This window comes from Martelella sp. (genome assembly GCF_984369615.1).
This window is the reverse complement of the sequence record NZ_CFHTCS010000047.1, coordinates 1-17,856: the sequence shown is the minus strand read 5'-3', so window position 1 is coordinate 17,856 and position 17,856 is coordinate 1. Positions and strand designations below refer to the sequence as shown.

The following is a 17,856-nucleotide window of genomic DNA, read 5'->3' as shown; positions in this document are numbered from 1 at the left end:
CGAGGTGGTGTCGGAAGAGGAGGCGGATGCCTATTTCCAGTCCCGCCCGCGCGCCAGCCGCATCGGCGCCTGGGCCTCTAAGCAGTCGCGGCCGCTGGAAAGCCGGTTCGCGCTGGAAAAGGCCGTGGCGCAGCATACCGCCAAGTACGGCGTCGGCGAGGTGCCGCGCCCGTCCTACTGGTCCGGGTTCCGGCTGAAGCCGGTCTCGATCGAATTCTGGCGCGACGGCAAGTTCCGCCTGCACGACCGGATCGAGTTCCGCCGGGCAAGCCCCGAGGGCGGCTGGCAGAAGGTCAGGATGTATCCCTGACAGACGTCGCATTTCCGGCACGGGAGGAAAGAATGAACGATATCGCAGACATGGAAAAGGACGTCGCCGCTCAGGAAGAGCGGCTGGTGTTTACCACCTTCAGCGAGGACGACGCCTGGGATCTCGGCCAGCGGCTGGTCGGCCGCGCGCTGGCGCACGAGGCGAAGGTGGTGATCAATATCCGCACGCCGAACCGCACCCTGTTTCATGCCGCCCTGCCGGGTTCCGCGCCGGACAACGACATGTGGGCGCGACGCAAGTCCAACGTCGTCTTTCATTTCCACCGCTCGTCCTATGCGATCGAACTGGAGCACAGGCGCAAGGGCCGCACGATCGGCCCGGAAATCGGCCTCGATCTCAAGGATTATGCAGATCACGGCGGCAGTTTTCCGGTGCGGATCAAGGGCGCCGGCGTCTTCGCCGCCATCACCGTGTCGGGCCTTGCCAGCGCCGACGACCACGGGCTGATCGTGGCGGTGCTCGAGGCCTATCTCGCGCAGTGAGACCTTCCTACCGCGTCGGATTCTGCAGCTCGCCGAAGCGTCTTTGGCCGGCCGGGCAGGGTTTCTGCATCAGGATCAGAGGATGCGGCAGGCCGTTGTCGTCGGTTTCGCGGCGGCGCACGCCGCAAAAGCCGTGGCGGCGATAAAAGGCGACCGCGCGCGTGTTGGCGGCATAGACTTCAAGCGCCAGCTTGCTCTTGAGGGCAAACGCATGGTCGAGCAGCCGTCCGCCGATGCCGAGGCTCTGGACATCCGGCGAAACGAACAGTCCTCCGATGAACTGGTCGATCAGACCGATGAAGCCGACCGGGTCACCGTTCCTGACCGCGACCCAGGTCTCCGTCTCCGGCAGGTATTTTTCGGAAATCTCGCGGCGCTGGCGCAAAAGGAGGTCGTCCGGCAGGAAGGGGTGCGAGAGGCGCGAGGCGGCATACCAGATTGCGGTCAGCCGGGCATTGTCATCCGCCGTGAATGGACGGATGACAAGTCCGGTTTCGCCCGCGGCGATGCCTGAAGATTCGGGTACGCAAGACATGGCGCCCATCAAACATCATGAGCGGTAAAAAAAACGCTAAGCCTGCGTGCCGCCGACGGTCACCTGGTCGAGCCTGAGATGCGGCTGGCCGACCCCGACCGGCACCCATTGCCCGGCCTTGCCGCAATTGCCGATGCCGTTGTCGAGCGCAAGGTCGTTGCCGACCATGGAAACGCGCTTCATCGCGTCGGGGCCGTTGCCGATCAGCATCGCGCCCTTGATCGGCGCGCCGATCCCGCCGTTTTCGATCAGATAGGCCTCGGTGCAGGAGAAGACGAACTGGCCGGAGGTGATGTCCACCTGCCCGCCGCCGAAGGTGACGGCATAGATGCCCTTCTTCACAGAGGATATGATCTCGTCCTTGGTCTTGTCGCCGGCGAGCATATAGGTATTGGTCATGCGCGGCATCGGCAGGTCCGAATAGGACTGGCGGCGGCCGTTGCCGGTGGGGGCGACGCCCATCAGCCGCGCGTTCATGCGGTCCTGCATGTAGCCCGTCAGCCGCCCGTTCTCGATCAGCACATTGTAGCCGGACGGCGTGCCTTCGTCGTCGATGGAGATCGAGCCGCGGCGGCTTGCGATCGTGCCGTCATCGACAATGGTGACGCCGGGGGCCGCGACCATCTCGCCGACGAGGCCGGAAAAGGCGGAAAGGCCCTTGCGGTTGAAATCGCCTTCCAGTCCGTGGCCGACGGCCTCGTGGATCATCACGCCCGGCCAGCCATTGCCGAGCACGACATCCATGGTGCCGGCCGGCGCCTCGATCGCCTCGAGATTGACGAAGGCCTTGCGCAGTGCCTCTTCCGCGCCCGACTGCCAGTCCTGGCGGGCGAAGAGATCGGCGAAGCCTTCCCGTCCGCCGATGCCGAAGGAGCCGGTCTCCTGCCGGTCGCCTTCGCCGACGACGACGGAAATATTGAGCCGCGTCATTGGCCGGACATCACCGACGCGGTAGCCGTCGGCCCTGAGGATATCGACAACCTGGTGGCTTGCGGCGAGCGAGGCGGAGACCTGGCGCACGCGCGGGTCGCGTTCGCGAAGATAGGCATCGATTTCGCCGAGAAGCCTGACCTTCTCCTCGAAGCTCGGCGCGCCGATCGGGTTTTCGTCAGAATAAAGCCTGGTATTGGTGCCGCGCGGCGGCTCCGCATAGGCGCCTTTGTAGCCGGCCGTAACCGCCTTGGCCGTCGAGGCGGCGCGCTTCAAAGCCCCGAGCGAGAGTTCTCCGGCATGGGCAAAGCCGCTCGCCTCGCCGGCAACCGCGCGCAGGCCGAAGCCGTGGCCGGTGTTGAAGGAGCCGCTCTTCAGCCGGCCGTCATCGAAGGTCAGCGATTCGTTCTGGCTGTATTCCACATAGAGTTCGCCATCATCGGCGCCATGCAGCGTATCCGAAACGATGTCGCGGATCGTGGTTTCGTCGGCGTCGAAATGGCTGATCAGGTCGCGGTCCGTCATGTGGCTTTCGTCCTTTTTCCGTGTCACGCCTCCATATAGGATGTGGCGGGCGCAATATCAGGGCAGGGCGTCGAAGCCTTCGCCGAAGCCGGAAAGGTCCACCGGAATGCCGATCGTGTCCTGGTCGATGGAGAAGTTCAGGGTAAATACGGCCTCGGTGCCGGCGCGCAGGATCTTCATCAGGTCCTCGTCGATATCCACCTCCACATAGCAACCGTCGAGATAGCAGCGCGAGAAAGCGGCCTTGCCGATGTTCACGCCGTCGACGAAAAGCCCCATACCTTCTGGCAGGAACACGCCGAGGGGGGAGAGCACCCTGAGCAGGGTCGCCTGCCGGTCGGCCGTCTTCAGCACCGCGATGGAAAGGCCGATTTCGGGACGATCGTCGGCGATCACGTTCTGCATCAGCGCGCATTGTTCGAGCGTGGAGCCGGGCGGCTGGTCGCAGATCATGGACCATGCGCCGTGATTCGCGCGCACCATGGTCGGATCCTGCTCGCCGCCGAGATCAATGCTCCGGCCGGTCGTCGGCGCGGCATTTTCCGGCGCGGCATTCTCCTGGGCGCTCACCGGCATGGCTGAGAGCGCAAACAGCACGCTCGCGAGCGTGGTTATGGCGCTCATTGCGCGCGACAGACGGTTTGCTGGAAATGTGGGCATGGCGCGGTGTCCTGCATCAAATGGATAAGGCGTTTTCGTCTGAAAGGGTTTTGCAGGTTTCAGAGGAAATTTTCAACGGCGCCGCGCGACGGAGGAGAGCAAAGCCGAAACGAAATTTCTGATTCTTGTTCCCTCCGCGTGAGACAATTTGACGCTTCAAATCGGCAAATGCTATGGCATAATTGTGACTGAGGGAGAAAAACGGGTACACCTTCTGCGCCGCTGCGCGCGGCAAGGGCGTGCGCGAGCGTAAATAGATGTTATCATGGCCTTAAACGCGATTCAGGCCTTTTGTGCCATATAGCGTCCTTGGAAAGGGTCCGGTTTGACCACGGTCAAACGATGGAGGGAGAATTCAACGTGATGAACAAGACCAGAGCATGCGTGGCAGCTCTTCTCTGTCTTGCGGGCACGGGCAGCGCCTATGCGGCGCAGCCCAAGCCGTGGGAAATGGGCATGCAGCCTGCGGCTTCGCCGATCATGCATCAAATTCGCTGGTTCGAGCAGTATACGCTCTGGTTTATCGTGCCGATCGTGCTCTTCGTTCTGGCATTGCTGATCACCGTGATGGTACGCTTCAGGGCGTCGAGGAACCCGGAAGCATCGCGCACCAGCCACAACACCATGATCGAGGTGGTCTGGACGGTCGCGCCCGTTCTCATCCTCCTGTTCCTCGCCGTGCCGTCCTTCAACCTGCTGACGGCGCAACTGACCATGCCGGAAGATCCCAAGCTGACGGTCAAGGCGACGGCGACCCAGTGGCTGTGGAGCTATGACTATCCGGAAATCGAGGACGGCGAGATTTCCTATTCCTCCTACATGCTGACGGAAGACCAGCGTGCCGAATACGGCAAGGAAGACAAGGCCGTCTATCCGCGGCTTCTTGCCGTCGACAACGAAATGGTGGTGCCGGTGGGCGAGACGGTGCGCCTCCTGGTGACGGCCGCGCCCACGGATGTCATCCATTCCTTCGCCATGCCGGCCTTCGGCATCAAGATCGACGCCGTGCCCGGTCGCCTCAACGAGACCTGGTTCAAGGCCGATGAGGAGGGCATCTATTATGGCCAGTGTTCCGAGCTCTGCGGCAAGGACCACGCCTTCATGCCGATCGCGATCCGCGCGGTCTCGGCCGAGCAGTTCGAGACCTGGCAGGCTTCCGCCGCAACGGATGTGGAAGCCGCCAACAGGGCGCTGATGGCCAGTATCGACAATGCGCAGCAGGACGCCGTTCTGCTTGCGGACAAAGACTGAGGGGGAGGGAGACGAACATGGCCGAAGCAGGCACGCACACCGCTCACGACGACGACCATAAGCCCGGCTTTTTCGCCCGCTGGTTCCTGTCGACCAATCACAAGGATATCGGCACGCTCTACCTGATCTTCGCCATCTGCGCGGGCATCATCGGGGGCGCGCTCTCTATCGCCATGCGCATGGAGCTGCAGGAGCCCGGCATCCAGATCTTCAACGGCCTGGCCTCCATGGTCTACGGAGACGCAGGCGCTGCGGCCGTCGATCAGGGCAAGCACCTCTACAACGTCTTCACCACGGCGCACGGCCTGATCATGATCTTCTTCATGGTGATGCCGGCGATGATCGGCGGTTTCGCCAACTGGATGATCCCGATCATGATCGGCGCGCCGGATATGGCGTTTCCCCGCCTCAACAATATTTCGTTCTGGTTGCTTGTTCCGGCCTTCCTGCTGCTGCTGCTGTCCATGTTCGTGGAAGGGCCGGCGGGCTCCAACGGCGTCGGCGGCGGCTGGACGCTCTACCCGCCCTTCTCGACCACGGGCATGCCGGGGCCGGCAGTGGATCTGGCGATCTTCGCGCTGCACGTGGCGGGCATTTCCTCCATCCTCGGCGCGATCAACTTCATCACCACGATCCTTAACATGCGCGCGCCGGGCATGACGCTGCACAAGATGCCGCTTTTCGCCTGGTCGGTTCTGGTTACCGCCTTCCTGCTGCTTCTGTCGCTGCCGGTTCTGGCGGGCGGCATCACCATGCTGCTGACGGACCGGAACTTCGGCACGACGTTCTTCTCGCCCGACGGCGGCGGCGACCCAATCCTCTACCAGCATCTGTTCTGGTTCTTCGGTCATCCGGAAGTCTACATCCTGATCCTGCCGGGCTTCGGCATCATCAGCCACATCATCTCGACCTTCTCGAAGAAGCCGGTCTTCGGCTATCTCGGCATGGCCTATGCCATGGTTGCGATTGGCGCCGTCGGCTTCATCGTCTGGGCGCACCACATGTACACGGTGGGCCTGTCGCTCGACACGCAGCGCTACTTCGTCTTCGCCACCATGGTGATCGCGGTGCCGACGGGCGTGAAGATCTTCTCGTGGATCGCCACCATGTGGGGTGGGTCGATCAGCTTCAGGCCGCCGATGGTCTGGGCGATCGGCTTCATCTTCCTGTTCACCGTCGGCGGCGTGACCGGGGTGCAACTCGCCAATGCCGGGCTCGACCGCTCGCTGCACGACACCTATTACGTGGTCGCGCATTTCCATTACGTGCTGTCGCTCGGCGCGGTGTTCGCGATCTTCGCCGGCTGGTACTACTGGTTCCCGAAGATTACCGGCTACATGTATAATGAGCGCGTCGCACATATCCATTTCTGGGTCATGTTTGTCGGTGTGAACCTCGTGTTCTTCCCGCAGCACTTCCTCGGTCTTTCGGGCATGCCGCGCCGCTATATCGACTATCCGGACGCCTTTGCCGGCTGGAATGCGGTTTCGTCCTACGGCTCCTATATCTCGGCCATCGGGGTTCTCATTTTCCTCTACGGCATCTATGAGGCCTTTGCGAAAAAGCGGGTGGCTGGCGACAATCCCTGGGGTCCGGGCGCAACCACGCTCGAATGGCAGCTTTCCTCGCCGCCGCCCTACCACCAGTGGTCGGAACTGCCGCGCGTGCGCTGAGTTGCGCCACTGAAACGCATTGAAGGCCGCGCGCCGACCTGGGGCGCGCGGGCTTTCACAAACAACGAGACTGAGCACAGAATGACAGTACTGGACAGCGAGACCGGCCTGGGACATGCCGATATCGGCCTATCGGAGGCGACGGCGCGCGATTACTTCGCGCTTTTGAAGCCGCGGGTGATGTCGCTGGTGGTGTTTACGGCCTTTGCCGGGCTGTTCCTGGCGCCCGGCCCGATCAACCCGGTCATGGGCGCGATCGCGATCCTCTGCATCGCCACCGGAGCAGGGGCCGCCGGCGCGCTCAACATGTGGTATGATTCCGATATCGATGCCGTCATGTCGCGCACGGCCAGGCGTCCCATCCCTGCCGGCCGCGTGGCCCGTCAGGAGGCGCTTGCCTTCGGCATCGCGCTGTCGTGCTTTTCCGTCGCCACGCTCGGCCTTGCGGTCAACTGGTTTGCCGCCGGACTGCTGGCGTTCACGATTCTGTACTACGCCGTCTTCTACACGATGTGGCTGAAGCGTTCGACGCCGCAGAACATCGTCATCGGCGGGGCAGCGGGCGCTTTCCCGCCCATGGTTGGCTGGGCGGCTGTCACGGGCGGCATCTCGCTCGACAGCATCATCCTGTTTTCCATCACCTTCCTGTGGACGCCGCCGCATTTTTGGGCGCTGGCGCTGTTCAAGATGCGCGATTATGACGATGTCGGCATTCCGATGATGCCGAATGTCGCGGGCGAAAAGTCGACCAAGAACCAGATGGTCGTCTACGCCGTGCTGACGGCGGTCGCCGGCGTCGCGCCCGCGCTCACCGGGCTTGCAAGCCCGGCCTATGCGGTTTTTGCCGGAGCGATGGGCGCCTATTTCATCTATGCCGCGCTGAAAGTCCGGGCGATGCCCGAGGGTGACCAGCGCATGCTGCCGGCCAGGAAAATGTTCGGCTTCTCGATCGTCTACCTGTTTTCGATCTTCGCCGCGCTGATTGTCGATCGCGCCGTCTTCATGCTTGTCGGCTGAGGGCGCCATGATCGAGACAGTCAAGCTTACAGAGAAGCAGAAGAAGGCCCGGCGGGGGCGCAACATCGCGCTCGGCCTGCTTCTGTTCGGCCTGGTGGTGCTGTTCTACGTCATCACCATGGTCAAGTTCGGTTCGGCCTGAGGAGAGGGAAGGCATGACGGAGGAGACAAGACAGAAACCGCGCAACAACGGCGCCATCGTCGCGATGTGCCTCGTCTTCGTCGTCGGCATGACAGGCATGAGCTTTGCCGCCGTGCCGCTCTACCGGATTTTCTGCCAGGTGACCGGCTATAACGGCACGGCCCAGCGCGTCGAGCAATATTCGAACACCATTCTCGACAAGACCATCAAGGTCACCTTCGACGCCAATGTCGCGCCGGGCCTCGACTGGGAGTTCAAGCCGATGCAGTCCTCCGTGTCGCCGAAGATCGGCGAGACGGTGCAAGTCATGTTTACGGCGCGCAACAAGTCGAGCGAACCGATCAACGGTCAGGCGATCTTCAACGTGACGCCGCTGCAGGCCGGGGCCTATTTCAACAAGGTCGAGTGCTTCTGTTTTACCGATACGACGCTGCCGCCCGGAGAGACGCTGGAAATGCCGGTGGTGTTCTTCGTCGATCCGGCGATCACGGAGGCCGAGGAGACCAAGGACATCAAGGTGCTGACCCTGTCCTATACATTTTTCGAGCATGATCTGCCTGCCGCTTCCGAGGCTGCGGCACTGGGGGTAAAGGCTGCCGGTTCAAAGAGTTGACCGGCCGGCGTGAATTGCGGATTGTCATCTGCGGGGATTGATTAACGCAGCGAATTCGGCCCTTATGCTGCGTGGGAGAGGAAACGGGGACCATCAATGGCGGAAACGCAACACAAAAACCACGACTACCACATCATCGACCCGAGCCCCTGGCCGCTGGTCGCCTCGATCGGCGTTTTCCTGATGGCCTTCGGCGGCGTCGGCTACATGCGCTATCTGAGCGGCGGGTCGTTCACCATGTTCGGGCTCAATCTGGCGCAGCCATGGCTGTTCCTGATCGGTCTGGTCGTCGTTCTCTACGTTCTGCACGGCTGGTGGTCGGATACGATCAAGGAGGGGCAGGAGGGGCATCATACGCCGGTCGTCTCGCTGCATCTGCGTTACGGCATGATCATGTTCATCGCGTCCGAGGTGATGTTCTTCGTGGCGTGGTTCTGGGCGTTCTTCGATGCGAGCCTGTTTACCGGAGAGGCGATCCAGGCCTCCCGCGTCGAGGCAACAGGGGGTACGTGGCCGCCTGAAGGCATAGCCGTTGTCGATCCCTGGCACTTCCCGCTCTACAACACGGTCATCCTGCTCCTGTCCGGCACGACGCTGACCTGGGCGCATCACGCGCTGTTGCATGGTGACCGCAAGGGGCTGATTCAGGGGCTGACGCTGACGGTGGTGCTCGGCCTGCTGTTCACCGGCGTTCAGGCCTACGAATATTACGAGGCGCCGTTCGCCTTCAAGAATTCGATCTATGGCGCGACTTTTTTCATGGCGACCGGGTTTCACGGCTTTCACGTCATCGTCGGCACGATCTTCCTGATCGTCTGTCTGGTGCGCGCCGCGCGCGGCGCCTTCACGCCGGAGCGGCATTTCGGGCTCGAAGCGGCGGCCTGGTACTGGCACTTCGTCGACGTCGTCTGGCTGTTCCTGTTCTTCACGATCTATATCTGGGGCGGCTGGGGCGCCCCCCTTGCCGAAACCGGGCATTGAGCCTAGATTTGCGGCCGCCGCCTCTCCTGATGCGGCGGCCGGTTTTTTTGTGAGGCACCGTCATCGATATCCATGAGGAAAAGACCGCTTCGGGCGGACGCTATTTCGCCAATGTCGACGGCCACGAAGCCGAGATGACCTATTCGCGCGCGTCCGCGAATCTTGTTATCATCGACCACACCGGCGTGCCCGATGCGCTGCGCGGCAAGGGCGTCGGTCAGGCACTCGCCGAACATGCCGTCAATGCGGCGCGCCAGGGCGGCTGGAAAATTGTACCCCTCTGCCCCTTCTTCAAGGCGCTCAGTATCCGCCATGGAGAGTGGCGGGATGTCATTCAGTAAGAGGCGCCGCGCCGGTCTCGTTGCGGGGCGAACCGTTCCATGTCAAATCACGACCACACTCGGAAACCCGCAGGCATGATCCTGCCGGGCCTTGCCGGCCGTTGCCCGCGCTGCGGCAAGGGAAAGCTGTTCGACGGTTTCCTGACGCTGAAGCCGGAATGCGAGAACTGCGGGCTCGACTATGACTTTGCCGATTCCGGCGACGGGCCGGCCGTCTTCGTGATGTTCGCCGTCGGCTTTCTGGTGATCGCGCTGGTGCTCTGGACGGAGATCACCTATTCGCCGCCGCTCTGGGTGCATGCCGTCATCTGGGTGCCGGTGACGATCGCGCTGTCGCTCGGCGCGCTCAGAGCCTTCAAGGGCGTGCTGATCGGCCTGCAATACCGTCACAGCGCCGCGGAAGGCGTGATCGATCGTACCGATGATGCCTGAGCGTCGTCTTTCGCCCTTCGGCATTTTCGGGCTAGCGCTGGCGCTTTTTGCCTTCACTGCGCTGATCCTGCTTGGCAACTGGCAGGTCCGCCGGCTCCACTGGAAGGAGGCGCTTCTGGCGACCGTCGAGGCGCGTCTTGCGGCGTCTCCGGTTCCGCTTGCCGAGATCGAGACGATGGCGGCGGAGGGCGCGGATATCCGCTACCGCCCCGTTACCGTGCGCGGCGCATTCGAGCATGACCGCGAGCGGCATTATTTTGCGACCTTCGAGGGGCTGTCCGGCTATTACGTCTACACGCCGCTCAGGCTCGAGGACGGGCGCATGGTCTTCGTCAACCGGGGCTTTGTGCCTTTCGACCGGAAGGAGGCTGCTACGCGGGCCGAAGGCCAGGTGGAGGGCCCCGTCACCATAACCGGCCTTGCGCGCGAGCGCCTTTCGGGAAAGCCGTCCTTTCTTGTTCCCGAGAACGATCTGTCGAAAAACATCTTCTACTGGAAGGACCTTGATGCCATGGCGGCTTCCGCCGGGCTTGACGGAGAAACGGTGTTGCCCTTCTTCATCGACGCCGGTGATGCGGGAAATCCCGGAGGTCTGCCGGTCGGCGGCGTCACCCGCATTTCCTTTCCCAACAACCACCTGCAATACGCCGTCACCTGGTATGGTCTGGCGGCGGTGCTTGCCGTCGGCGTCGGCATACTGGTTGTCAGGAGGCGCCGCCGCCGTGATTGACCTCCTGGCGCCTGGTCTCAGGATCGTGTTCTGCGGAACCGCCAAGGGCACGATCTCGGCCCGCACCGGTTCTTTTTACGCCAACCCGTCAAACCGCTTCTATCGCACCCTGCACGAGACGGGCCTGACGCCCGAGCGGATCGATCCGGCGGACTTTCGCCGGCTGCTCGACTACGGCATCGGGCTGACGGACCTCAACCAGGTCGAGAGCGGCATGGATCGGGGGTTGTCTGCGAAGCATTTCGACCTTCAGGGCTTTCGCGAAAAGATGCTGCGCTGCCGGCCGAAACTCGTGGCCTTCACCAGCCTGACGGCAGCGCGGATCTTCTTTGCGGACAGGACGATCGGCTGCGGTCCGCTGGAAACCGGCATCGGCGATATCCCCGTTGTCGCGCTGCCGTCCACGTCCGGCGCCAACGCGCATTGGACAAGGGACCGTCATCATTGGTATCAGGTGCAGACGTTGATTTGCCGCGCCGAAAACCCATCTTGGGGCGAAGAGCAGAAGGCGACGGAATGACAGATACGAAAGAGCCCGACATGACCAGGAGCCCACTCACCATCCGTCTGTGCGGTCCGCGCGGCTTCTGCGCGGGCGTCGACCGCGCGATACAGATCGTGGTTCTGGCGCTGAAACGCTATGGCGCGCCGGTCTATGTCCGCCACGAGATCGTCCACAATCGTTACGTGGTCGAGGGGCTGGAGGCCATGGGCGCGATTTTTGTCGAGGAACTTGACGAAATCCCGGCCGAACACCGAAAACAGCCCGTGGTGTTTTCCGCCCATGGCGTGCCGAAATCCGTGCCGGCCGACGCCGAAAGCCGCAATCTCTTCTATCTCGACGCCACCTGCCCCCTGGTTTCCAAGGTGCACAAGCAGGCCATGCGCCATGAACGGCTCGGCCGCCATGTGGTGCTGATCGGCCATGCCGGGCACCCGGAGGTCATCGGCACGATGGGGCAATTGCCGCAAGGCGCCGTGTCGCTCGTCGAGACGGTGGCGGACGCGGAAAAATACGAACCCGCCGACCCGGACAATCTCGGCTATGTCACCCAGACGACGCTGTCGGTTCAGGACACGGCGGAGGTCATCGCCAAATTGCGGGAGCGCTTCCCGAACCTCACCGCGCCATCGGCCGATTCGATCTGCTATGCGACGACCAACCGGCAAGAGGCCGTCTCCGCAGCCGCTCCGGGCTGCGACCTCTTCATCATCGTCGGCGCGCCAAATTCGTCGAATTCCAAGCGCCTTGTCGAGGTCGCAAGCCGCGCCGGCGCGAAACGCGCCATGCTGGTGCAGCGCGCCTCGGAACTCGATTTCGATGCGATCGGCGAGATCGGAACGCTCGGCATCTCGGCCGGCGCTTCGGCGCCGGAAGTGATCGTCAACGAGATCATCGAAGCCTTCCGCGACCGTTTCGACGCGACGGTCGAGCTTGCCGAAACGGCGATCGAGAACGAGCATTTTCTGGTGAACCGGGAACTGCGCGATGTCGAGCTGACGGTCGAGGATATGGCCTTCGTCAACGGGCGGTAGGCGGATCGGCCTCGCAGTTCTTATCGTGTTTGCTTGACAGCGACGCGGCCATCGTGAAAACCAGCAGCAGGTTTTCCATCGGGGATTTGCATTGGCCGTCTACACCGACATCAACGAGGTCGAGCTGAAGGATTTCCTTCAGGCCTACGACTGCGGCACGCTCCTGTCCTTCAAGGGCATTGCCGAGGGCGTCGAGAACTCGAACTTCCTGCTGCACACGGACCGGTTTTCGCTGATCCTGACGCTTTACGAAAAACGGGTCGATGAAAACGACCTGCCGTTCTATCTCGGGCTGATGCAGCATCTGGCCGAGCGGGGCCTGTCCTGCCCGTTGCCGCTTGAACGCTCGGACGGCGCGCTTTATGGGCGGCTCTGCGGCCGGCCGGCGGCGCTGATCTCGTTCCTGGAGGGCATGTGGCTCAGGAAATCCGAGGCGCGCCACTGCCGCGAGCTGGGCGCGGCGCTTGCCCGCATGCACATCGCCGGGCAGGATTTTGCGATCCGCCGCGAGAACGCGCTGTCGCTGAAAGGCTGGGTCGATCTGTGGGACAAGTCCGCCGTCCGCGCCGACGAGGTCCAGCGGGGGCTTGAAAGCGAAATCACCGACGAACTGGCGCTGCTCGAGGATCGCTGGCCGGTGGACCTGCCCGACGGCGTCATTCATGCCGATCTTTTTCCCGACAATGTGTTCTTCATCGGCGATACGCTCTCGGGCCTGATCGACTTCTATTTCGCCTGCAATGATTTCCTTGCCTATGACCTGGCGATCTGCCTCAATGCCTGGTGTTTCGAAAAGGACGGCGCCTTCAATGTCACCAAGGCGCGGGCGCTGATCGAGGGCTATCAGAGCGTGCGGCCGCTGAGTGCCGCCGAGATCGAGGCCTTGCCGCTGCTGGCGCGCGGCTCGGCGCTGCGCTTCTTCCTGACCCGGCTCTATGACTGGCTTACGACGCCGGAGGGCGCGCTGGTGGTCAAGAAGGATCCGCTGGAATATCTGCGCTATCTGCGCTTCCACCGCTCGGTCAGGAGCGCACGCGAATACGGGCTGTCGTGAACATGAAAACGATCGAGATCTTCACCGACGGGGCCTGTTCGGGCAATCCCGGACCGGGCGGCTGGGGCGCGGTGCTGCGTTACGGCGAGAAGGAACGCGAGCTTTCGGGCGGAGAGCGGCTCACGACCAACAACCGCATGGAGCTGATGGCGGCGATCGAGGCGCTGAAAGCGCTGAAGGAGCCTTGCGCGGTGTCGCTTTATACCGATAGCGTCTATCTGAAGGACGGCATCGGCAAATGGATTCACGGCTGGAAGAAGAACGGCTGGAAGACGGCGGCGAAAAAGCCGGTGAAGAATGTCGAACTCTGGCAGGCGCTGGAAGAGCAGCGCAACCGCCATGACGTGACCCTCTTCTGGGTGAAGGGCCATGCCGGCCACGCGGAAAACGAGCGCGCCGATGAACTGGCGCGCCTGGGGATGGAACCATATAAAATGGGTCGGTGAAGGCGTAGGCCAGGCCGCCATTCTGGAGGAAATTCATGATCTTGCATTGCGTATTCATTCGATTTCGGCAGGAGGTCACGGCTTCCGAAAAGGAAGCCATCTATGCCGGCATCGCCGCGCTGAAGGACGTCATAGGTGGGATCGTCGATGTGAAGGGCGGGCCGAACGTTTCGCCCGAAGGCCTCGACAGCGGCTATGCCGACGGTTTCGCCGTCACCTTTGAGGACGCCTCCGCGCGCGACGCCTATCTCGACCATCCCGACCACAGGGCGGTGGGCGAAAAGATCCTCGCCGCCGCCGCCGGCGGCCAGTCGGGCATTCTCGTCTTCGACATGAAGATCTGAACGAGCTCAGGCCATCAGGCGGACAAGCAGACGGCCGAAGGGCAAGAGCGCGATGCGCCATGAAAGCCTGAACAGGCGAAAGCCGAAATAGGCCGCCCCCGCCAGCCAGACGGCAAAGGACGTGGTCCAGCCTGCCGCGGTCAGCAGAAGCCCGGAGAGGGTGACAGCGCCGGAGCCCAGCAGAAACACGACGGCGCGGAAACGCTTGCCAACACGCGCCGAAAGCTTGCCGAACTTGGTGAGGTCGGCCGGCGTGTCCGCGACCTTGAGCATGTCGGTTCCCGCCCGCAACCCCTGCTTGGTCATCACCGTGCCGACATTGGCGGCGGCATCCTGCATGCGCAGCAGCGGCTTGGCGTTGAGCGAGGCGGAAAGCGCCCGGCTTGCCGCCGGCACATTGCCGCGCTTGAGCAGGGGAACGGCCGTGCGCAAGGCGGGCGCGTTCACGGCCTGGCGCGAGAGGCTGGTGAAGGAACGGCGCAGCGGCGCCGTCAGCGCCCCGGCCTTGCCGGCGGCCTTCAAGGCGCTTGTGCCGACCTTCGCCGTGGTCGCCGAACCCGCCGAGAGGATCACAGCGCCGGTGATCGCGATGCCCGCGACGGAAATGCCGAGAATGAAGGGATCGTAGTCCTCGCCGGAGAGGTAGGCGCCGCCTTCTATGATGATGTCGCGAACGTCGCCGACCGTTGTGAGATCGGTTGCGACCGCGCCGATCAGGCCCGCCGCGCTGTCGGGGCGGCCGGTCAGCGCCCCCTCGAACATATCCGAGAGCCGGTTGCCGAGGCTGTTTTCGTTGAAGACGGCGACCTCGGTGCGATCGCGCAATGCGCCGTCGATCGGAATGCCGCGGCTGTCGGCGAGCGCCAGCACGCTTCCCGCAAGGTCCGGGTCGTCATCCGCAAGCGCTTCGAGGATCGCCACCTCGTATTCCGAGGGGGCAAGCCGGTCCAGACGGTAATCGGTGATCGCAACCGGATCGTCATGCGCCGCAAGCAGCCGCACGGCGTCCATGCCGTTCGGAACGACGAAGGGTGTCGCGGCCACAAGGGCGGCAGCAATGAGGATCGTGCCGATCGAGCGGAGGGGTTTCAGGACTTCACGCTTCATCACACTCGGATCCGGCTGTCGCATTTCCGACCGACGCCCCTACAAAGAGAGACATCCCGATCATTGCAGCCTTGTGCGGCGGAAAGCAAGCGGTCGGGCGCTCAGCGGAGCGCGTGGCGCGTTTAAGGCCATGAGGGCCGGGCCGTCGAACGAGCGGCCCGGCGGACAAGCTTCAAAGCTGGCTCAGAATGGTGGCCGCCGCGGAAACCGTGGCCTCGCCGGAGTCGTCCTCGACATTGAGTTCTTCGACGACGCCGTCCTTCACCAGCATGGAATAGCGCTTGGAGCGCGTGCCGAGTCCGGCTCCGGAAAGATCGAGCTCCATGCCGAGCGCCTTGGCAAAGGCGCCATCGGGGTCGGCCAGATAGCGGATCTTGTCTTCGCCGCCCGTCGCCTTGGCCCAGCCGCCCATGACGAAGGGATCGTTGACGGCAATGACGGCGATCTCGTCAACGCCGCGCGAGAGGATCGCGTCCCGGTTCTCCAGATAGGTCGGCAGGTGGTTGATGGAACAGGTGGGCGTGAAGGCGCCCGGCACGGCAAACAGCACGATCCGCTTCGATTTGAAGAATTCGTCGCTTGCGACCTTCTCCGGCCCGTTCTCCGTCAGTTCCATGAAGGTGGCTGACGGCAGACTGTCTCCCTTGGCAATCGACATTTTTGAAATCCTCTTTGCGTGTGTTGAAAAAGCGCAATAAGGACTTAGGGTGGCGCGGGCGCGATGACAAGCGGCGTTTCCATGGCCCGGTCGCCGGTTTTCGCCAGAAGCAGCCAGTCGCCCTTCTCCGGATCGGCATCCTCGGGCAGGGCGGACAGGGGGATGTCGACGAGATATTGCCCGTTTTCCATCCGCCCGGCAGGCGCCTCGACTATATAGCCAAGACTGTTGGCAAGGGTGATCTCGTCACCGGCGCCGGGGTCGGGAAGCGTGAGGGCAAGCCTGAGGCCGTCAGCGCTGAGAGAGGCCTCGTCGACCCGGAAATCCGCCGACGGCCTCTCGGGCAGCGTCGTACGGGCAACGGCCAGAATGGCCTTGTCGACCGGCGTTTCCTCAAATGCCGCGGCCCGGGCCGGAATGTCGAAACTGGCCTGGAAGGGAATACAGATATCCTTGCAGAGCCCCACAAAGGCGGTAACGGTGAGGGACGGGAGCGGGCCGGGCGCGACCTTCAGCGTGAGCGGAAAGGTCACCGGGCCGTCATAGCCCATATCGGTCACGTCCGCGATCTTCAGGCGCTTGGGCACGGGGTATTCGATCGCCTCGAGCCGCGCGGGCCCCGTACCGGTCACGGTGATCTGCGGCGGGATGCCGCTCTCGCCCGGTTCACGCCAATAGGTGATGAAGCCGGGATCCGGCTCGACCTGCAGCGCGGCCTCGATCGTGCCGTCATCCGTTGGCGGCGTGAGGATGACGCGCATGCGTCCGCCGGTATCCTCAGCCCAGGGCGTTGCGGCAGCGAAAGACATCTGCGCCGTGCCGGCAAGAGCAAACGCCGCGATGGCGGCAACGACGAAGTGGCGGGTCAAAGGTCTCATGGCGAGACACTTAGCGCAGGCGCGGGCCTCCCGCCACGCTTCTCATCGCCTTTTCGGACAATTTGATTTGAACATCGCGTGACCTTGCCCCATGTTGAACCTATGCCTAGGATGAATTTCGAAAGCGGCGCGGACACTTTGCTGGAGGCCGATGTGTTTGACAACCTGATGACGGAGCGTGAACGCGGCCCATTCGACGGCCAGTTCCTGATCGCCATGCCGCAGCTTGCGGAAAGCGATTTCGAACGCAGCGTGATCTATATCTGCGCCCATTCCGAGGATGGCGCGATGGGGTTCGTCATCAATCGCGCCCAGTCCGTCACCTTTCCCGAAGTGCTGGAACAGCTCAAGCTGATGGATGAGAATGCCCCGGATGTCTCCGCCCCCGGCATCGGCGATTTTCCCGTGCTCTGCGGCGGACCGGTGGAGCCCGGCCGCGGCTTCGTCCTGCATTCCGACGACTACGCCGGCGACGGCAGCATTCCCATCACCGATGAGCTGTTCATGACCGGCACGCTCGACGTCCTGCGCTCGGTTGCCGCGGGAAAGGGGCCGGAAAGGGCGGTTCTGGTTCTCGGCTATGCCGGCTGGGCGCCTGGCCAGCTTGAGAGCGAGATTGCCAATAATGACTGGCTGACCTGTCCCGCAATCGAGGAATTGCTGTTCGATCGCGATCTGGATGGTAAATATGAGCGCGCGCTCTTTTCGATGGGGGTTCGCCCATCCTCGCTCTCTTCCACGATCGGGCATGCCTGAAACAAAATGACGGCATTTCCGTTTACAGGACGCTGACGGCCGTCGATCGTGGCGGCCGCAATTGCGAGGCCATGATGAAGATTTTCGAATGCGACCATTGCGGTCAGACCGTCTATTTCGACAACGAGGTTTGCGTCGCCTGCGGCCACCGGCTGGGCTTCGACCCGCAGAGCGTTGCCATGTATGCTCTCAAGCCGGTCGATTCCGTCAACTGGCACAAGGCCGACGAGACGCGGCGCCAGTTCCGCTTTTGTCAGAACGCCGGGTTCAATGTCTGCAACTGGCTTCTGCCCGAAGGCAGCGACGAGCCGTTCTGTCCGTCCTGCCGGCACAACAACCTGGTCCCGGACACCGGCACGGACACCGGTCTTGCGCGGTTCGGCAGGATCGTGGCGGCCGAGCGCCATCTTTTCTATTCGCTCTTGCGCTGGAAC

24 protein-coding genes are annotated in these 17,856 nt (G+C 62.9%); 18 read left to right on the top strand and 6 right to left on the bottom strand.

The window, feature by feature from the left end:
• Window positions 1-310 (top strand): pyridoxal 5'-phosphate synthase (locus tag AC5DC2_RS06320; protein WP_491697892.1); only part of this gene is annotated, 310 nt, incomplete at its 5' end.
• A 32-nt stretch (window positions 311-342) separates the two neighbouring features.
• Window positions 343-813 (top strand): heme-degrading domain-containing protein, encoded by a 471-nt coding sequence (locus tag AC5DC2_RS06315; RefSeq protein ID WP_491697891.1) that lies wholly within the window; start codon window positions 343-345, stop codon window positions 811-813.
• Window positions 814-820: 7 nt separating this feature from the next.
• On the opposite strand, the gene AC5DC2_RS06310 is transcribed toward AC5DC2_RS06315, so the two are convergent.
• From AC5DC2_RS06310 to AC5DC2_RS06300, 3 genes are read right to left on the bottom strand one after another with little or no spacing between them, the layout of a single operon-like run.
• Entirely contained in the window at window positions 821-1,348 is a 528-nt protein-coding gene (locus AC5DC2_RS06310; protein ID WP_491697890.1) for a GNAT family N-acetyltransferase, read from the bottom strand.
• A gap of 36 nt (window positions 1,349-1,384) precedes the next feature.
• Window positions 1,385-2,803 (bottom strand): metalloprotease TldD, encoded by a 1,419-nt coding sequence (gene tldD / locus AC5DC2_RS06305; RefSeq protein WP_491697889.1) that lies wholly within the window; start codon window positions 2,801-2,803, stop codon window positions 1,385-1,387.
• Window positions 2,804-2,860: 57 nt separating this feature from the next.
• A complete protein-coding gene (locus AC5DC2_RS06300; RefSeq protein ID WP_024709238.1) occupies window positions 2,861-3,463 on the bottom strand; it encodes an invasion associated locus B family protein in 603 nt (200 codons plus the stop codon).
• Window positions 3,464-3,826: 363 nt separating this feature from the next.
• On the opposite strand from AC5DC2_RS06300, the gene coxB reads away from it, so the two are divergent.
• The 14 genes from coxB to AC5DC2_RS06230 all read left to right on the top strand — a co-directional run bounded on the left by coxB (window position 3,827) and on the right by AC5DC2_RS06230 (window position 14,023).
• On the top strand, window positions 3,827-4,714 hold the full coding sequence (gene coxB, locus AC5DC2_RS06295) for a cytochrome c oxidase subunit II (RefSeq protein ID WP_491697888.1): 888 nt from the start codon (window positions 3,827-3,829) through the stop codon (window positions 4,712-4,714).
• Between the two features lie 17 nt (window positions 4,715-4,731).
• Window positions 4,732-6,387, top strand: a complete 1,656-nt coding sequence (gene ctaD, locus AC5DC2_RS06290) for a cytochrome c oxidase subunit I (protein WP_061449639.1) — start codon at window positions 4,732-4,734, stop codon at window positions 6,385-6,387.
• Window positions 6,388-6,468: 81 nt separating this feature from the next.
• Window positions 6,469-7,404 (top strand): heme o synthase, encoded by a 936-nt coding sequence (locus tag AC5DC2_RS06285; RefSeq protein ID WP_491697887.1) that lies wholly within the window; start codon window positions 6,469-6,471, stop codon window positions 7,402-7,404.
• Between the two features lie 10 nt (window positions 7,405-7,414).
• Entirely contained in the window at window positions 7,415-7,546 is a 132-nt protein-coding gene (locus AC5DC2_RS06280) for a cytochrome c oxidase system small membrane protein (protein WP_024709225.1), read from the top strand.
• A 13-nt stretch (window positions 7,547-7,559) separates the two neighbouring features.
• The gene (locus AC5DC2_RS06275) at window positions 7,560-8,159 is read left to right on the top strand and encodes a cytochrome c oxidase assembly protein (protein WP_491697886.1); all 600 of its coding nucleotides are present in this window, start codon (window positions 7,560-7,562) and stop codon (window positions 8,157-8,159) included.
• A gap of 96 nt (window positions 8,160-8,255) precedes the next feature.
• On the top strand, window positions 8,256-9,140 hold the full coding sequence (locus AC5DC2_RS06270) for a cytochrome c oxidase subunit 3 (protein ID WP_024709227.1): 885 nt from the start codon (window positions 8,256-8,258) through the stop codon (window positions 9,138-9,140).
• A 62-nt stretch (window positions 9,141-9,202) separates the two neighbouring features.
• The gene (locus AC5DC2_RS06265; protein WP_491697895.1) at window positions 9,203-9,481 is read left to right on the top strand and encodes a GNAT family N-acetyltransferase; all 279 of its coding nucleotides are present in this window, start codon (window positions 9,203-9,205) and stop codon (window positions 9,479-9,481) included.
• 39 nt (window positions 9,482-9,520) lie between these two features.
• A complete protein-coding gene (locus tag AC5DC2_RS06260; RefSeq protein WP_024709229.1) occupies window positions 9,521-9,913 on the top strand; it encodes a DUF983 domain-containing protein in 393 nt (130 codons plus the stop codon).
• Window positions 9,906-10,643, top strand: a complete 738-nt coding sequence (locus AC5DC2_RS06255) for an SURF1 family protein (RefSeq protein ID WP_491697894.1) — start codon at window positions 9,906-9,908, stop codon at window positions 10,641-10,643. The genes AC5DC2_RS06260 and AC5DC2_RS06255 overlap by 8 nt, the downstream gene beginning before the upstream one ends.
• The gene (locus AC5DC2_RS06250) at window positions 10,636-11,163 is read left to right on the top strand and encodes a mismatch-specific DNA-glycosylase (protein ID WP_491697885.1); all 528 of its coding nucleotides are present in this window, start codon (window positions 10,636-10,638) and stop codon (window positions 11,161-11,163) included. Before AC5DC2_RS06255 ends, AC5DC2_RS06250 begins: the two co-directional genes overlap by 8 nt.
• A 20-nt stretch (window positions 11,164-11,183) precedes the next feature.
• Window positions 11,184-12,179 carry a 4-hydroxy-3-methylbut-2-enyl diphosphate reductase gene (gene ispH / locus AC5DC2_RS06245; protein ID WP_491697893.1) on the top strand — a complete coding sequence of 332 codons (996 nt, stop codon included), beginning with the start codon at window positions 11,184-11,186 and terminating at the stop codon, window positions 12,177-12,179.
• Window positions 12,180-12,270: 91 nt separating this feature from the next.
• The gene (locus AC5DC2_RS06240; protein ID WP_491697884.1) at window positions 12,271-13,233 is read left to right on the top strand and encodes a homoserine kinase; all 963 of its coding nucleotides are present in this window, start codon (window positions 12,271-12,273) and stop codon (window positions 13,231-13,233) included.
• Between the two features lie 2 nt (window positions 13,234-13,235).
• Window positions 13,236-13,679 (top strand): ribonuclease HI, encoded by a 444-nt coding sequence (gene rnhA / locus AC5DC2_RS06235; protein WP_491697883.1) that lies wholly within the window; start codon window positions 13,236-13,238, stop codon window positions 13,677-13,679.
• Between the two features lie 35 nt (window positions 13,680-13,714).
• Entirely contained in the window at window positions 13,715-14,023 is a 309-nt protein-coding gene (locus AC5DC2_RS06230; RefSeq protein WP_024709235.1) for a Dabb family protein, read from the top strand.
• 6 nt (window positions 14,024-14,029) lie between these two features.
• Here AC5DC2_RS06230 and AC5DC2_RS06225 read toward each other — a convergent pair whose 3' ends face one another.
• The 3 genes from AC5DC2_RS06225 to AC5DC2_RS06215 all read right to left on the bottom strand — a co-directional run bounded on the left by AC5DC2_RS06225 (window position 14,030) and on the right by AC5DC2_RS06215 (window position 16,666).
• Window positions 14,030-15,130, bottom strand: coding sequence for a hypothetical protein (locus tag AC5DC2_RS06225; protein ID WP_491697882.1), 1,101 nt, complete (start codon window positions 15,128-15,130; stop codon window positions 14,030-14,032).
• Window positions 15,131-15,302: 172 nt separating this feature from the next.
• Window positions 15,303-15,788 carry a peroxiredoxin gene (locus AC5DC2_RS06220; protein ID WP_491697881.1) on the bottom strand — a complete coding sequence of 162 codons (486 nt, stop codon included), beginning with the start codon at window positions 15,786-15,788 and terminating at the stop codon, window positions 15,303-15,305.
• Window positions 15,789-15,832: 44 nt separating this feature from the next.
• On the bottom strand, window positions 15,833-16,666 hold the full coding sequence (locus AC5DC2_RS06215) for a protein-disulfide reductase DsbD domain-containing protein (RefSeq protein WP_491697880.1): 834 nt from the start codon (window positions 16,664-16,666) through the stop codon (window positions 15,833-15,835).
• 168 nt (window positions 16,667-16,834) lie between these two features.
• Between AC5DC2_RS06215 and AC5DC2_RS06210 the strand changes: the two genes are divergently transcribed.
• Window positions 16,835-17,422 (top strand): YqgE/AlgH family protein, encoded by a 588-nt coding sequence (locus AC5DC2_RS06210; RefSeq protein WP_024707280.1) that lies wholly within the window; start codon window positions 16,835-16,837, stop codon window positions 17,420-17,422.
• A gap of 74 nt (window positions 17,423-17,496) precedes the next feature.
• Window positions 17,497-17,856: zinc-ribbon domain-containing protein (locus AC5DC2_RS06205; protein WP_491697879.1), on the top strand; the 360-nt coding region annotated here is incomplete at its 3' end.